The 16,583-nt window shown below is 52.6% G+C and carries 15 protein-coding genes; 1 reads left to right on the top strand and 14 read right to left on the bottom strand.

The window, feature by feature from the left end; genetic code table 11:
• Positions 1-185: 185 nt before the first annotated feature.
• The 7 genes from ACI48K_RS08905 to ACI48K_RS08875 form a co-directional block, all read right to left on the bottom strand.
• Entirely contained in the window at positions 186-1,052 is an 867-nt protein-coding gene (locus ACI48K_RS08905; RefSeq protein WP_475027226.1) for a transporter substrate-binding domain-containing protein, read from the bottom strand.
• Complete coding sequence (locus ACI48K_RS08900; protein ID WP_475027225.1) at positions 1,049-1,816, bottom strand: amino acid ABC transporter ATP-binding protein; 768 nt, start codon at positions 1,814-1,816, stop codon at positions 1,049-1,051. Before ACI48K_RS08900 ends, ACI48K_RS08905 begins: the two co-directional genes overlap by 4 nt.
• 11 nt (positions 1,817-1,827) lie before the next feature.
• Positions 1,828-2,496, bottom strand: a complete 669-nt coding sequence (locus ACI48K_RS08895; RefSeq protein ID WP_475027224.1) for an amino acid ABC transporter permease — start codon at positions 2,494-2,496, stop codon at positions 1,828-1,830.
• A complete protein-coding gene (locus tag ACI48K_RS08890) occupies positions 2,477-3,142 on the bottom strand; it encodes an amino acid ABC transporter permease (RefSeq protein WP_475027223.1) in 666 nt (221 codons plus the stop codon). Before ACI48K_RS08890 ends, ACI48K_RS08895 begins: the two co-directional genes overlap by 20 nt.
• A gap of 37 nt (positions 3,143-3,179) precedes the next feature.
• Positions 3,180-4,400 (bottom strand): threonine synthase, encoded by a 1,221-nt coding sequence (locus ACI48K_RS08885; protein ID WP_475027222.1) that lies wholly within the window; start codon positions 4,398-4,400, stop codon positions 3,180-3,182.
• Between the two features lie 279 nt (positions 4,401-4,679).
• A complete protein-coding gene (locus ACI48K_RS08880; protein WP_475027221.1) occupies positions 4,680-5,822 on the bottom strand; it encodes a glycosyltransferase family 4 protein in 1,143 nt (380 codons plus the stop codon).
• An 18-nt stretch (positions 5,823-5,840) separates the two neighbouring features.
• Complete coding sequence (locus ACI48K_RS08875; protein WP_475027220.1) at positions 5,841-6,989, bottom strand: NAD-dependent epimerase/dehydratase family protein; 1,149 nt, start codon at positions 6,987-6,989, stop codon at positions 5,841-5,843.
• 166 nt (positions 6,990-7,155) lie between these two features.
• On the opposite strand from ACI48K_RS08875, the gene ACI48K_RS08870 reads away from it, so the two are divergent.
• Positions 7,156-8,385, top strand: coding sequence for an aminopeptidase (locus tag ACI48K_RS08870; protein ID WP_475027219.1), 1,230 nt, complete (start codon positions 7,156-7,158; stop codon positions 8,383-8,385).
• A 180-nt stretch (positions 8,386-8,565) separates the two neighbouring features.
• Here the strand turns inward: ACI48K_RS08870 and ACI48K_RS08865 are convergent, their stop codons facing one another.
• The 7 genes from ACI48K_RS08865 to ACI48K_RS08835 form a co-directional block, all read right to left on the bottom strand.
• The gene (locus ACI48K_RS08865; protein ID WP_475027218.1) at positions 8,566-9,786 is read right to left on the bottom strand and encodes an MFS transporter; all 1,221 of its coding nucleotides are present in this window, start codon (positions 9,784-9,786) and stop codon (positions 8,566-8,568) included.
• Positions 9,787-9,851: 65 nt separating this feature from the next.
• Positions 9,852-10,130 (bottom strand): ArsR/SmtB family transcription factor, encoded by a 279-nt coding sequence (locus tag ACI48K_RS08860; protein WP_475027217.1) that lies wholly within the window; start codon positions 10,128-10,130, stop codon positions 9,852-9,854.
• Between the two features lie 74 nt (positions 10,131-10,204).
• Complete coding sequence (locus tag ACI48K_RS08855) at positions 10,205-10,966, bottom strand: arylamine N-acetyltransferase family protein (protein ID WP_475027315.1); 762 nt, start codon at positions 10,964-10,966, stop codon at positions 10,205-10,207.
• A gap of 700 nt (positions 10,967-11,666) precedes the next feature.
• Complete coding sequence (locus ACI48K_RS08850; protein ID WP_475027216.1) at positions 11,667-12,437, bottom strand: MerR family transcriptional regulator; 771 nt, start codon at positions 12,435-12,437, stop codon at positions 11,667-11,669.
• Positions 12,438-12,622: 185 nt separating this feature from the next.
• Positions 12,623-13,696 (bottom strand): Gfo/Idh/MocA family protein, encoded by a 1,074-nt coding sequence (locus ACI48K_RS08845; protein WP_475027215.1) that lies wholly within the window; start codon positions 13,694-13,696, stop codon positions 12,623-12,625.
• A gap of 100 nt (positions 13,697-13,796) precedes the next feature.
• The gene (locus tag ACI48K_RS08840) at positions 13,797-14,897 is read right to left on the bottom strand and encodes a Gfo/Idh/MocA family protein (RefSeq protein WP_475027214.1); all 1,101 of its coding nucleotides are present in this window, start codon (positions 14,895-14,897) and stop codon (positions 13,797-13,799) included.
• A gap of 31 nt (positions 14,898-14,928) precedes the next feature.
• A complete protein-coding gene (locus ACI48K_RS08835) occupies positions 14,929-16,554 on the bottom strand; it encodes a response regulator transcription factor (protein ID WP_475027213.1) in 1,626 nt (541 codons plus the stop codon).
• Positions 16,555-16,583: the final 29 nt, after the last annotated feature.

Here is a 16,583-nt window from a genome sequence, read left to right as displayed (position 1 = left end):
AAATCACCGCTTTTTACACCGTTTGCTCAAAAATAAGGCCCATCCATTCCCCTATTCATGCGCAACACGCTGAAATCCGGAAAATAAGACCACAACGTGCCGCTATTTTGATGGGAGACCATTAGCCATGGAGATACCACCGGCAGATGAACCACTTTATTTCCGGCTCGATCGACCAGCCCGAATTACAGTTTTCCCCCCTCCGTGATCACCTCGTTGGGATCGGTGTCCGGTCCAAGCTCGTCTTTCACATACTTATTGTACAAATCAAGCAGGAAATGCTCCTTCCCCAAACTTTCAAGCTCGGTGTTTACCCAGTCTTTCAACTCCGTATTTCCTTTCTTCACGGCCGGGGCGATCGGCGCTTCCTTTTCGAGCTTCTCGTCGATCAAATGAAAGCCGGGATTGTCTTTGGCCCATCCGATTAAGATGAAGTTATCCTGGGCATAGCCGTCGCCGCGTCCGTCTTTCAGGGCCTGCAGCGACTCGGTGTTTTTATCGTATTTCACCAATTCGACATCCGGACGATTCTCCGTCAGGAAAATATCCGCGGTTGTTCCTTTGGTGACGATGATCTTTTTCCCTTTCAGATCGTCCAGCGTCTGAATGCCGCTCTTATCGGACACAAGCACTTGGGTCGCCACTTTCATGGTCGGATTGGTGAAATCAACCTGCTCCGCCCGTTCGTCCGTCACTGTCATGTTGGCGACGATCAGATCCACCTTATCGCTTTGCAGGTACGGAATCCGGCTCGCCGGCTCCACCGTAACGAACTCGATTTTCGATTCGTCGCCGAGCAGGTCTTTGGCAAACCGTTTGGCCAAATCGTTATCGAAACCGATGAAGTTGCCCTGTTCGTCCGTAAAACCAAATGGCGGCTTGTCGGAGAACACCCCAACGATCAATTTCCCCCGGTCCTTGATGGCTTGAAGAGTGCCGGAGGCACCATTCGCTCCTTCCGAGCCGCTGCCTCCGCCCGAATTGTTGCCGCAAGCGGAAAGCACCCCCACGAGCAAGATGACGGACAATACCCAAATCCAAGATTTCTTCATGTTCTCCCACTTCCTTTCCCGGTTTCAATTTCATAAAATTGTCCTAAAAACTGCCGCGCTCTTTCGGTTTGCGGCTCCGTGAAAAATTTGCCCGGATCCGCGATCTCGCGAATTTCCCCCTGATCCATAAACACGATCCGGTCCGCTACCGAGCGGGCAAAACCCATTTCGTGAGTCACGATCAGCATGGTCATTCCAGCTAACGCCAACCCGCGCATCACCTCCAGCACCTCTTTTACCATCTCAGGGTCAAGCGCGGCCGTAACCTCGTCAAAGAGCATCACCTTCGGATGCATGCTAAGCGCGCGAACGATCGCAATCCGCTGCTGCTGTCCGCCGGAGAGCTGGCGCGGATAAGCGTCTCTTTTATCCGACAGGCCCACCCGCTCGAGCAACTGAAGCGCTTCGTCCGTCGCTTCGGCCTTAGCGCGCTTTTGCACCTTCAGCGGTCCCAGCAAAATATTTTCCAGCACCGTCATATGCGGAAACAAATGATAGTTTTGAAAAACCATCCCGATGTTTTGCCGAACCGCCTGCCAAGATACCTTGCCCAAGGTCAGGTCTTCACCCTGAAAATGAATGCTTCCCTCCTGCACCGGCTCAAGACCGTTTAAACATCGCAGGAGAGTGCTTTTCCCGCAGCCGCTTGGGCCCAGGATCACGACGACCTCGCCCGGCGCCACTTCAAGATCGATGCCTTTCAGGACGGGATGTTTGTCGAATACCTTCACGACGCCTTTCAGGCTTAATAAACTTTCGGGCATTTCCGTCCCTCCTACTCTATCCATCTTTTCTCCAGCCGCCGCGAATACGCGGACAACGGGTAGCAAATCAGAAAATAAAGTACAAATAACGCTCCATAGATGATGATTGCGGCAAAACCGTATTTATAATTTCGTTCGATGACCTGCTGCCCCGATTTGATCATCTCCGTAACGCCGACCAGCACCGTCAAAGAGCTTGTCATCACAATCCGCGTGAATACGTTGATGCTCGGCGGAATCATGCGGCGAACCGCTTGCGGAACCAGCACGTAAACATATAACTGAACCATGCTCAAACCAATGGATTTACCGGCTTCGAGCTGTCCTTTGGGAAGCGACTGCAGCGCTCCGCGCACGACCTCTCCGATTTCCGTAATGCCCCAAAGCGAGAGAACAAGCACTGCCGAGGTGAAAGCCGGAACGTTAATCCCGAAAAACATCGGCAGGCCGAAGAAGAAGAAAAACAGCCAGACCAGAACGGGCACGCAGCGGAACAGCTCCAGAACCGTTCGCGTCAGCAGCCGCAGCCATAACCGCCGCGAAGTGCGAAGGACGCCGAACCCGATGCCGCCAACCGTGCTGATCGCGATGGTGTACAGCGAAATCAGAGCCGTTTTCCATACGCCTCTCCCCAGTTCGGGAAGGCTGTGCAGGAGCAGATCAATTCCCGTACGCTCCATGCCGGAACCTCCTTTCGATCCAGCTCAGTCCGAAGGACAGCGGCAAGAAGATGATCAAATAACAGATAGTCATCATAAGCAGCATTTCATACGTTTTATAGTACAAAGAGATATAACTGGTCGTAGTGTACAAAAGTTCAGGCACCGCAATGGCCGAAACGATCGTGGTTTCCTTGAGCAGGAAGATAAAGTTCGCGAACAACGACGGAATTACGATGCGGACGGCCTGCGGCAGAACGATGTATCGAAACAGCTGCCACTTGGACAATCCGATGGCAAGCCCCGACTCCTCTTGGCTTTGGGCCACCGCTTCAAGTCCGGAGCGAAACACCTCCGTAAAATAACCGCCGCCTAAGAAAGCCATGGCGATAAAGACAACCGTTATTCCCGGCAACTTGATCCCAAGCGACGGCAAGCCGTAGTAGAGGAAAAACAGCTGAATCAACAGCGGCGTATTGCGGGCCACTTCCACATGGGCGCGTACAATCCTTTTCAAGACGGGAACCCGGAAATACAGAATCGCCGCGTAAATGACGGCCACGCCCAGCGACAGCAATATCGCGATCGCGCCGATCCTTAAGGTAAGAACCGCCGCCTTGGCAAAATCGGGGATATGCTGGATCATAAAATCCGTGTCGAGTTTCATGGTATACTCCCTTCCGCGGTCGCCATTTTTCTAAAGATCAGCGGCCCCGGGACGGAATGAACTCTCCGATTTCCAGCAGCGGCGGATCGACCTGCGCCGTCTCCGGATATTTGATGCCGGCTCCCGTATTCAACACGACAACCGACTCGCCTTCCTTAATCCATTCCTGCTCCGCAAGCTTCTTCGCCGCAGCGAAAGCCGCCGCGCCTTCCGGGCAGATGAAGGAGCCTTCGAGACGCGCGATCTTCCACTGCTCGCGCAACAGCTCCTCATCGCTGACGGCTACAGCCGTTCCATCCGTGTCATAAACGGCCCGGAGCACCAGGAAATCGCCCAGCGCCTTCGGCACGTTAATGCCAAACGCCGTGGTCGTCGAATCCGGCCAGAACTCCGAGCGTTCCTTCTTCTCCTCAAACGCCTTGACGATCGGAGCGCATCCTTCCGCCTGCACCGCTACGAGCCGCGGCAGTTTGCCGCTGATCCAGCCGATTTCGCGCAGTTCCTGCAGCGCTTTGTAAATCCCGATCAGCCCTACGCCGCCTCCGGTCGGATAGAGGATCACATCCGGCAGCTTCCAGCCGAGCTGTTCGGCGATTTCGATCCCCATCGTTTTTTTGCCTTCGATCCGATATGGCTCCTTCAAGGTGGAAGCGTCGAATAACCCGTCTTCGGCCACGGCCTTAGCGACGATTTTACCGGCGTCGCTAATCAACCCGTTGACCAGATACAAATGAGCGCCGGCCAGAGCCACTTCGCTGCGCGTAATCGAAGGCGCATCCTTCGGCATCACGATAGTCGCTTCGATCCCCGCGCGGGCCGCGTACAGCGCCCAAGCCGCACCCGCGTTTCCGTTCGTCGGCATGCCAAGCTTCGCGACGCCTAGTTCTTTGGCTTTCGAGACGCCTACCGCCGCTCCGCGCGCTTTGAAGCTTCCGCTTGGCACCAGGCCTTCATCCTTCATATAAAGGCGGGTGATTCCGTAATCCGCGCCAAGCTGCGGCAACTCCAGCAGCGGCGTTAATCCTTCTCCTAAAGAAACGACGGATTCCCGCTCCCGCACCGGAAGCAGCTCATGATAACGCCACAGCGATTTTTCGCGGCCTTCGAGCGATTCACGGCTCCATTCCTTGCGCAGCCCCTCCAAATCGTAACGGGCGAGCAGCGGCGAACCGCAGGAACACAATTGCTGAACCTTATCCGCTTCGTAGGTTTTTCCGCAAGACGGGCACTCCAAATGCGATAAATAACTGAAACTCATGATAAGAGAAACCTTCTTTCTTGAAGTGATGATCTATGATTTTTAAAATAATATAAACACATCGATTTACTATACTTTAAAACAAAGCATAGCCATGCAAGTGAGTCTATCTCTACTCGAATTTACAAATTTTAAGTAAATCCCTCACAAGCTGCATCATAATATTATTCATATAATTCCAATTTGTCAACGCGGATTTATACATATGGCAACTATCCTTCCCTGAAATTGCGGCGGGAAAATAGAATAGCTGCCATAACCTAAAGAGCAATATCCAATTCATTTAGCCCGTTTCCGGGTTGGTACAAACACCGGGTTCTCCTGCCTCGTCGCGGATCTATACAGCTCCAGCAGCTGTTTGCTGGGGCCGTTCCACCCGAATGACACCGCCGTTTCCTTCGCCAATTCGCCCATGCGGGCCAAAACCTCCTCGTCCAGGAGGGGAAGTACGGCTTGAACCAGGCTGCCCGGAATCAAAGGCTCATACAGGAAGCCGTTGTCTCCCTCAGCGATTTGTTCCCGGGATGGATCGCTGGCCGCGGCAACGACGGGAAGTCCCGACGCCATCGCTTCCAGCAGGACGAGTCCCAAGGTTTCGGTCGTGGACGGAAACACGAACACATCCGCGGATGCATAAGCTTGCGCCAGCTCTTCGCCGTGAAGAAATCCGGTAAACACCGTCCCCGTTCCGGCAAAATAAGACTCCAGCATTTCCCGGTGCGGTCCGTCGCCGACGACGGCAAGCCTAATGTCGTCCGATGCGCTCAGCACCTCGCGAATCCGTTCGATCTCTTTTTCCGCCGCCAATCGGCCTACATACAACAGCAGCCTTTTCCCCGGCTCGCCGCCCGACAAGCGAAAACGCATATCTTCGTTTCGGTTCCACGGACCGAACAAATCCGTGTCGACGCCCCGCTTCCACAGCTGCACATTGCGGAACTTCCGCGAATTCAGCTGCCCGAGCACCGCGCCCGAAGTGCACAGGTTAAGATCGGCGCGGTTATGAAGCAGCCGCAAATACCCCCACAGGATCGGCTTCAGCCAGGGCAGCTTGTAAAAGTCGGCATATTGCGGGACATGAGTATGATAGGAAGCCACAAGCGGAAACTGCCGGCCATACCAAATCCCCGCCACGCCAAGCACCGCAGGGTTCACGACGTGAACCACATCCGGTTCGAACGCTCGCAGCTTTTTTCCGACAAGCCGGCTTGGCAGCGACAAAGGCAAATTCGGATACAGGAAGAACCGGAACGCGGGAATCCCGTATACCTTGGCTCCTTCGAATTCGGTAATTCCCTGGTCCGGAGCGATGACGACAATTTCATGCCCGTCCCGGAGCAGCCAGCGGATCGTCGAGATAAGGCGCGTTACCACGCCGTTGGTCGATGGATAGAACGTTTCCGTAATGATGGCAATTTTCATATCACGTCCGCCTTTCATTTATCCCCACTTGATTTCGGGGAGAACATTGTTCAGGATCACGCGATCCTTATGTTTCAGCGCCGTTTGGAAAATATCGTGCAGCACCTGATCGGTCAGCAGATTCGGCTCTAGACCGAGGTTTTGCAGCTTCGTATTTTTGGCGTGGAAGTAGTGGACTTCCTTTTCGACCCGCGGGTTGCTTAAATGCGCAATATTTACGGAATGGCCCGACATCCCGGCTACCCGTTTCACTTTTTCCGCCAAGTCCATCACGGAGAATTCTTCGGTAAATTGGTTGAAAACGCGGAATTCGCCGCGGTCGGCCGGATTTTCGGCCGTAATTTCGATGCAGCGCACCGTATCCGTAATGTTGAGGAAACCGCGAGTTTGCCCGCCTTCCCCGTACACGGTCAAGTCATGGCCGATCGCCGCCTGGATCAAAAACCGGTTCAGAGCCGTGCCGAATACGGCATCGTAATCCAGACGGTTCGTGAGCACCGGATCCAGACGCGTTTCGTCCGTATCCAGCCCGTAAACGACGCCTTGATTCAAGTCGGTCACACGCAGGCCCCAAATCTTGCAAATGAACATCAGATTGTGGCTGTCATGCACTTTGGACAGGTGATAAAAAGAACCCGGCTGTTTCGGATATGGCAATACATCCTTGCGGCCGTTGTGTTCGATTTCGATATAACCTTCTTCGATGTCGATATTCGGCGTACCGTATTCTCCCATTGTTCCCAGCTTGATCAGATGACAGTCAGGTACCAGTTCACGAATCGCGTAAGCCACATTTAACGTGCCTACCACATTATTGACCTGGGTGAACACCGCATGCTCGCGATCGATCATCGAATAGGGCGCCGAACGCTGCTCGGCGAAATGCACGAAAGCCTCAGGCTGGAACTGGCGAATCGCTTCACATAAAAAATCGTAATGATTAAGGTCCCCGATATAATAACGGAGTGTCTTTCCAGTGATTTCTTTCCAGCGCTCCACCCGTTCTTGCAGCGAAGCGATCGGCGTCAACGAATTGGAATGGAGCTCGGTATCCCATTTCCGTCTCGATAAATTATCGATTATGGCTACCTCGTGCCCTTGCCGGGATAAATATAACGCGGTGGGCCATCCGCAAAATCCGTCACCGCCTGCGACCATGATTCTCATCTGAAATAGACCTCCTCTGGATTCTTGTAAAATATAAGTCAAATATATCACATGTATATTAAGCGGGCATAAACTTGAATCGCTGGATAATTCAACGCCGGGGCTCATCCTTTCCGCAAATCGGTGTTACAATAGAGCTGACAAATATGTTTGGGGGAATTTACCTATGGAAAAATTCGCGGTTTTACTCGGGAAATATGCGGAGCTGGTCATCAAGGTCGGAGTCAACATTCAGGAGGGACAGGTCCTGATCGTTCATGCTCCTCTGGAAACGGTGGAATTCACTCGTCTGCTCGTGGCTAAAGCGTATGAGGCCGGAGCCAAATACGTTCAAGTTGAATGGGAAGATGAACAAATCGCACGCATTCGTTACGAAAAAGCGCCGGAGGATTCGTTTGATTATTATCCGAAATGGCAGTCCGATATGATGGAGCAGCTTGTGGAATGCGGCGGCGCTACCTTGCGAATCAAAGTGCCCGATCCGGAGCTGCTTCGGGGCATCGAATCGTGGAAAGTATCCAAGGTGGTCAAAACAGCCGCGCTGAACACCGAAAAATCCCGTGCCGCAACTCGCAGCAATCAAATCACCTGGTCCCTGGTAAAAGCCCCGACGCGGGCTTGGGCTGATAAGGTGTTCGCAGACCTTCCCGAAGAACAACGGATCAGTGCGATGTGGGAAGCGATTTTCCGGATGAACCGCGCCGACAGAGAAGATCCGGTTGCCGCTTGGCGCAAGCATATCGGACAGCTGAAAGAGAAGCAGGAGTACATGAACGCCAAACGGTACAAGACCTTGCATTACCGCGCTCCGGGCACGGACCTGCGCGTCCAGCTACCGCAAGGCCATTTGTGGCTCGGCGGCGGAGACTACAATGCGGCTGGCGATTACTTCGTGGCGAACATGCCGACGGAGGAAATTTATTCCATGCCGCTGCGCACGGGCGTGAACGGCACCATCGCCAGCACGCTCCCGCTGAACTTGAACGGGCAGCTGGTTGAAGGCATCAAGCTGACTTTTAAAGACGGAAAAGTGGTTTCTTATGAAGCAAAATCCGGACGGGAGCATTTGACTTCCCTGCTGGAAACGGATGAAGGAGCCTCCTATCTGGGCGAAATCGCTCTGGTTCCCCACGATTCGCCGATTTCGAGATTGAACCGGGTTTTCTATAACACGGGGATCGACGAAAATGCCTCGTGCCACTTTGCGCTCGGCAGTGCCTACCCGGTGAATATCGACGGCGGCACGAAGCTGAGCAAGGAAGAATTGCTGGCCAGAGGAGCCAATGTCAGCCTTACGCACGTCGATTTCATGGTCGGCTCCGCAGAACTTGAAATTGACGGGGAACTGCCGGACGGGACGCTGGAGCCGGTATTTCGGAAGGGAAATTGGGCTTAATACCTGCTGCCAGTTGCTTTGATAATTTAATCATTCATCAGGAGCCTGTAAATCACTGCATAAATAATACTGCAAATCCCAATGAATCATTCCGCTAAAGTCCGGATTTTCCTTGAGCAACCGCGATGATCCATAACAAAAACCTGGTCCGATGATAGCGGACCAGGTTTTTTAATATACTCAGGCTTGCTGCTTGCCAAGCTCGGGACAAGCCTTTGGCGCAGCTGCGACTGCCGTGCTTGCCGGACTTCCTCCGCGTCGTTTCAACCGGTTAAGACCCAGCAGCGCCAAGATAGCCAGCCCGACCCCAAGCGCTCCAAACCAGGTCGTGGACGTCAAAGACACCCGTTCCACGGCCAGGCCTCCGAACGCAGCCCCGGCGGCCATCGCGAGCTGGTTCATGGAGGAGCTGAGGCTCAGCATCACCGACGAGGATTCAGGGGCCAGCGTAATGAGATTGTATTGCTGGGTGGGACCCGTTGACCAAGCCGCAAACGACCACAATACAAGCACCGCAAACACCAGTGCCGGAGAAGTAGAAACCAGCGACAGCAGGATCAGCGCAGCGATATGCAGGATCATGCCTGAGGTGAGCGTAAAGGTAACGCCCCTTTTATCCGTGCTGAAGCCTCCCGCTTTGGATCCGACCAGGCTGGCGAGCCCGAAGGCCAATAGCGCCGTGCTGAGCAACCCGCTGCTCATGCCGGTGACGTTCAAAAGATAAGGCGAAATGTAAGTATAGGCAATCGAATAGCCGCCAAGCCAAAAGAAAGTGATGGTCAGCCCAAGCGCGATTTTAGGATTTTTAAACAGCGCCAGCTGCTTGACGAGAGGCACATGCTGGTCGCCATTCATCCGCGGAATCGTGAAATAAATAATCAGCATCGCAACCAGTCCGAGCAAGGCGATGCCCATAAAGACGGCCTTCCAGCCAAAGGCGGTAGCAATCACTCTCCCTAGCGGCACGCCGACGATCAGCGAAGCGGTAAACCCCGTGATCACCGTGGCGATTGAGCTCGCCCGTCTGCCCTCGGGAGCGATTTTAGCCGCGATGCTCAGCGCAGTGACGACCACCATCCCCGCTCCCAGCGCCATGATGAGCCGGGCGGCGATGAAGGGGCCGAAGCCAGGCAAAACGAATGAAAAAATGTTTCCAATGACAAACATGCCGAGCGAAACCAGCAGCAGCTTACGCCGGTCCATGTTGGCCGTGATTGCCATCATAACCGGCGTCCCGAGGGCATAGGTCAGAGAAAAGACGGTGATCAGCTGGCCCGCCGCCGCAAGCGAAATGTCCATCGAGCCGGAAATCTGATCCAGAATACCCGAAATCACGTATTCGGAAGTCCCGACCAAAAAGCTGATCATCGCCAAAATGTAAATTCTGAGCGAATTGCTCATTTGTTACCCACTCCTTAAGCTTATATATTATATTTCTAGAAATATAGAAATAATATTCAAAAAAATTACTGCATTAAATAAGGCGCAAATTGCCCAGCCACATCACGGTTTAAGCTGTAGTAGATAAAGGTGCCTTCTTTGCGGGAATCGAGAAGACCGCTTTCCGACAGCTGCTTCAAATGATGCGAAAGCGTCGAGTTGGCTACCGTTTTCAGCTTTTCTCCCAGCTGGATGCAGCACTGATCGGACTGTTTGGCCAGCATCAAAGCGATTTTCAGGCGTGTGGGCTCACCGAGCGCTTTATATATTTTGACGGCCTGGTGTGCTTCCCGACTCTCTTCCATGCATATCCTCTCCTTTCGCCGATTATTTCTACATTCATAGAAATAATCTACCACACTTGATTCCGCCTTGTAAATCATTTCTCAATTTTAAATATTTCATTTAATTGCCGCTCGAATTCCTCATTGCTCCGAATTTCGATTCTCGTTTGCTTGTCCGCTTCGTTGTATAGAAGCCTCGTTTCATTCAATGAAATTCTGCCCGCAGCAGTCTGTAAAGAACAGCCCTTATGTTTGGCGAATCTGGATTGCTCGGATGTTTCAAAAAACAGACAGCGTTCCGCAAAATCCTCCATCTTTCTTTCGTTCAATGAAAACGTAAATTCCAAAGACTCGCTCTCATCGGTGCCGCGAAACAGCCGATAGGCGTCTTCTCGTCTTTCGATGCGGAATACCCCGCCGGGATCGGGCTGCGGACCGTTTTCCGCAAGTCGAATCGGATGGAAGAAGCCGTCGCCAAATCCTACGTCGACTAGCCAGGACACTCCTTCAAGCCTAACCAGCAATAAAAGATGGTCGAACTCATTGTCGCAACCGGGAACCGCTGCCGATATATAAACGGCGTCATAACCTATTGTTCTCAGCAGTTCCCCAAATAGGCCGTTAAGCTCATAGCAGATTCCTCCACGCTTTTTTCGAACTATTTTTTCGTATAAAGAATCCGTGTCCAGCCGCAGTGCTTTCCCCGCCATGATGTCCAAATTTTCAAACGGTACATGGGTCAGATGCTGCGCATGCAGTTTGCGTAGAGTAACCAGATCGGCGCATATCTCGTCTTTGTATTCGATTCGCTTCAAATAATCGGCTATAAATTCCGGTAAAACCGCTGCTTGATTCATCAATTCCACCACATCCCTTTAGGTATGAATAAGCCGCTCTGACAATAGGCACCCTCTAAAACTTATCATAAATAGGGCTCAAACTAGAAATCAGGACTTGACGACGAAACCCCAATTAGATCACTGCCAGGTCTACCAAAATCGACTTCGAGGATTTGCGTCAGAACAAGTCAGAACGAGTCAGAACAAAGGGGCTGGGCTGCTCCCGTCAACGGCGTCACCATGATACCACATCCCCCGCATCCTTCGACACTTAAATTAGCGGCCATTAAGGGCCTTATTCCACTGGAGAAGGCTCAACCTGAATGAATAGCGCCGTTTTATGGCCTTATTTCTTCGGATGGGTTCCTTTTTCCCCGGTATTGGACGTTTGCCCGAAAATAGGGCCCTTTTGCGCCGCTATTTTCAGGAAAATGCAGTTTTGGAGTGAAATAAGACCATTTTGTGGCGCTATTCGAGAAATCATTTAAAGAATCGCCGGTTATAGTTGACCCCAGACAGGACTAGGACGAGCCCGTTCAGCGCCCGCCTCCTCTGCACGGCAAAAGCACAGCATGCCGCCGGGCCCGACCCGATAGGGCTGAACTCGGCGGCATATCGGCTGCCATCCCCGATGCTAAGCTCGCTCCGGCTAGCCAAACTGCCGGCAAGGCCGAACCGCACGCCGACCTATTTGCTGCGCATCATGGCTACCAAAAGCTTACGGCGTTTTCGGCACACCGGTGTAAATCCGGATCGCATCTCTTAAAAATTCGGCCACACCCGGCTGATCTTTATCGTAGTAGGCCTTGAAACGCTCATCATCCACATACATTTGGGCAAGACCGGCATGCGCTTCTTTGCTGTATTCGTCCCAATAAAACGTGAGCCAGCGTTTATGCAAGTCCGCGGCTTTTTGCGCCAGTTCCCCTGCCGGGTCGCCCGTTCGGAAAGCTTCCGCCAGCGTGGACTGCACTTCATTCGCCAGCCGGGTCACCTCTTCGTATTGTTCGGGCGTCATGTTCTTCAGTTTCTTATTGGACTTGTCTACGGTCTCATCACCGTATTTCTCGCGGATTTCCTTCCCGTATTTCCGTTCGTTTTCGTCAATCATGCTTTGTTTAAAGCCTGTAAATTTCTCTTTATCGCTCATCGTCGTTCTCCCTTCGTTTACGGCAATCGTTTTTTCCACGTTGGCGATCAGGATGTCGAGCTGCTGTCTCTTGTCGAGAAGCTGCTCGCGGTGCTCCCGAAGCGCATGGACTCCGTCAAAGTCCGGATCGGTGACGATCGCTTTGATGTTATCGAGGCTCAGACCCAGCTCCCGGTAGAACAAAATCTGCTGCAGCCGATCCACTTCCCGTTGGCCGTAAATCCGGTACCCCGACGAACTCATTCTTGCCGGCTTAAGAATGCCAATCTCGTCGTAGTAACGCAGCGTTCGGGTGCTGATTCCGGCCAGCCGTCCCAGCTTCTGTACGGTGTATTCCATGTTCTTCGCCTCCTGACAACCTCACTCTACACCTTGCCGTAACGTGAAGGTCAAATCATTTTTTCTTCACAAAAAACCGTCCCGAAATCAAAAAGCGATAGCGGAACGGTTCATTAGGTTTTGTAATCTTTAGTTATAACACACCGCATTTCTCTTTATGCAGTTATTTGCGATCCCCTGACGGATCAAGCCCAGATTGGCGGCTTTGCAACTACTGTTTCGCCGGTTGTAAGAGCTTTTTCGATCATCATGCCGATATAATGATCCTGAGACGCTTCCCGGAGACTGTAGAAATCCGGCCCGCCTTTGGCGTATTGGCCCATCTTCCACAGGCAGTCGGCGATGGCGATCTCGTCGTCATACAATCTGCCGGGTGCAAAAGGATTCTCGTAAACCCACTCGTTCCCGCACAAAATCCCCTGCAGAAAATACCCTTCGGCGTTTTCCCATTCCCCTTTGTTGACCCGCTTGAGGTCAAGTTGAAGGGGCACCAGGTTCTCTTGCTGAATGATGACGCGGTTATCAAAAATTTCGCCGCGTTCCCCCCGGACATTTAAATGATTGGATCGGGTCCAGGAACGGTGCTGATCCCAGGTAAAATCGTAAATTCCGAGCTGGCCGCCAAAATCCAGCCACGCTATATCTCTTTTCAAGGGAACCAACTTGTCCTCCGTCGGGGGGCCGCTGCGCGTCGGTCCTTGAACCCACTGGGACCCGAAGCGCTTGGCCACAATCCGCACCTCTTCAAAAGATATGCCCAGCATTTTCCGGATCAGGCTGACGCCATGATAGAAATGTGAAATCGAAACGCTCGTTTCCGTAATCTTGCCGAGTCTTCCAGATTCGATCAGCTTAAGCCGAGCCTGCTGCACGGGATGAAGGTGATATTGCTCCGCCACCTGAACGCGCGCACCCGAAGCGGAAAGCTTCTCGTGAAGCAGCTCAAGCCCCTGGATATCCGTGGCCGGAGGCGTCTCCGACAGCGCCGGAACGCCCGCTTCCGCAAGCTTCAAAATATAACCCGGATTGTCCGATACGTTGACCGACAGAACCACAAAATCGGGAGATTCGTGACTTAACAGATCTTCTACCGCACGGTAAGTGCGAACACCCCACTTCTCCTCCATCGCTTTGCCCTTCGCTTCGTCTCTCACAACCAGTCCGCTGACCTCAAACTGTTCCGGCAGCTCTCTGGCAATTCTTAAATAATATTGGGCCCGGAAGCCCGCTCCGCCAACAATGCTGAATTTTACCGGCATGCCCATTTTCCCACCTTATTTTCTTATTTCACATTAATTATCGGCAAATTCAATGAATAAACCAAGTGATTTTTTTGTGGTTTTCGGAACAAAAATGACTTTATTTCGTAAAAAAACGCGGCGCTCCGGCAAGAATACCCTCCCGCGAATAAAACGTGCTGTTTTTTGCAAGCGGCAGCTCCACAGGTTTCCCGGTGAGCGACGCTTCGTAAATCGCCATGATAAGCTCAAGCGTTTTTCTGCCTTCAACACCATCAATCAGTACCTGCTTGGAGCCGCTTTCGATCGCTCCAAAAATATCGTCAATTTGTCCGGCATGTCCCGTATGCTGCAGCGGCTGGAATCCGGCGCAATGCTGTTCGATCTCTTTCTCTAACTCGGGATTGCGTTCGGGAAACCCGTCCGGTAGTTCGGTGGACGCAAGTACCTTCCAGGGGGATGCCACGCTGGCTTGTTCCCCTTGAAAGATCAGCCGCTGCTCCTGGCCATGATGTACGACAGAGCTGGTGACCTGCGCCAGGCTTCCGTTCGGATAGGTAAATATCGCAACGGACAAATCCTCCACCTCGGAGTTGTTATGGGACGTATTCGTCGTAACGGCCTGGATGGTTTGAGGCATGCCCATGATCCACTGCAGCATGTCGATATGATGGACGGCGTGATTCAGCACGCACCCTCCGCCTTCTTTTTCCCAGGTGCCTCTCCACCATTTGTCGTAATAGCTGTGGCCCCGCCACCACAGGGAAGAGGCCTCGGCGTGAACGATTTTACCCGGCAGCCCGGAATCCACGGCATGCTTCACCTGCTGCACCCCGTCATAGAACCGATTCTGACCGACAACCGACAATATTCCCTTTGACGCAGCCGCCGCTTCCAGCATCCGGTCGCATTCCTCCAGCGACATGGCCATCGGCTTTTCGACGAGGACATGCTTATCCGCTTTTAGAAAATCGGAAGCGATCGACTCGTGCGTGTGCGGCGGCGTGCATATCGAAACCATATCCAGCTGCTCGTTTTGGAGCAACTGCCGGTAATCCTGCTGCAGCTCGCAGTCCAGTTGAAACTTGTCTTTCAGCAAACCCGCCTTTTCCAATTGGCTATCCACCAGTGCGATCACCTTGCAGCGGTCCCCAAACCGGGCATACGCCTCCAGATGCGCATTTGCGATCGAACCCGTACCGATTACGGCTACATATATCATCAAGTCCACTCCTTGCTGAATACTCATATTTTTATTTGATCAGATCCGTCGGGTTCAGCCCCGTAATCTTTTTGAACAACGTGCTGAAATACGGCACATTCTTGTAACCAACCCGCTCCGCCACTTCATAGACCAGCATGTTTCGTTCCATTAGCAGCTCCCGGGCCTTCTCGATTCTGACGCGGGTCAGATAATTGTTGAAGGTTTCCCCGGTGATGTTCTTAAAAATGATCGATAGATGGTTTCGGGAAATAAAGATTTTGTCCGAAAGCTCGGCTAATGTAATTTCTTCGGCGTAATGCTCATGGATATAATGGGTCATGAAATCGACGACCTGCCGGTGTTTGCTGTTGCCGCGAAGCTGGCGGCTGCTGCAGATCATGGATATCTTGGAGGAGAGCCATTCGCCGAGCTGCATCGGGTCGGTCAACAAAAGAAGCTCCTGGGCGACGAGATCGCTCGGAAAAATATCGTCCAGCAAAATTCCGGCTTCATAAAGGCTGTACGTAAATACTCCCCAAACTTCGCCGGCCTGCATCTGGATATATTCCGGCGTGATCGCTTTTTGCTCCTCAAGCGCTTTCATTTGCCCGGAAACCAGTTCTTTCGCTTCATCTTCCTTCGAGGATTTGATCGCGCCTGCGAGCTCGACGTAAAATTTCACCGGGAACAGCGCAACAGCGGTCTGATTGTCGCTCTCTTTGCCTGCTTTCTCGTACTTGTACAGCTCATAAGGCGCGGTAATCCGCAGGTTTCTCGAATCTATGGCGCGGAACGCTTCTTCGGTCGAATCCGGAATACGCAGCCATTCCTGTTTCAATCCCCCGATTCCAAGCCGGATTTGGAGCTTCAAATAGCTTTTGACATTATCGATCAGCTTCGTGCCAAGCTCTCTCAGCCGATCTTCCAGCTGCCCGGGATTCTCCTCCGGATCGGGATGAACAATGAGCACGGCTCTTGAGCTATGCAGCTCGGTGTATTCGATGCTTGCGAATGTTTTGCGCGCAACCTCGCAGGCAATATTGCTGACGGCAAACCGGAACAGGTTCCAGTCGGTTAGCGTAAATTGGTTTGCCCGGACATCCCGGACGGTATCGATGCCGATTACGACATGGTTGCATTTCGACCAGTAGCGGTACGGATGCGGCAGGCTTTCGGGAGAGCGGTAGGAGCTGTCCAGCGTTCCGACCACCGCCGATCTTACCCATTCTTTTTCGATAAAAGGCTCGTAAAGTCTGAGCTTTTGCTCGGCCTCGCCCTGTTTGAAGCGCTTCTCTTCCTCTTCCGCAAGCTCACCGATGACCTTCGATAAGATGGTTTTCAGCGTCGGAACGCTGATCGGTTTGGACACATAATCGCTTACGTTATATCTTAACGCTTGCCTCGCGTGCTCGAAGTCGGAATACCCGCTCAAAATAATGACTTTGCCGTTATATCCTTCTTTTCTCAGCTGTTCGATCATGTCGAGGCCGTTCATGGACGGCATATAGATATCCGTGATCACGATGTCGGGCTCGGTCTCGCGGATCATCTCCAATCCGTCGGCTCCGTTCATGGCGTCCCCCACCCATTCGGCGCCGAGTTGATCCCATGGAATTGCCCGCTTCATCCCCTGCAGCACCTGACGTTCATCATCAACGATGGCAATTTTCCACATTTTGAAGTCCTCCTTAACGTCTTACTTAA

The organism is Paenibacillus terrisolis, assembly GCF_056171975.1.
This window is presented reverse-complemented; position numbering and strand designations above follow the sequence as displayed.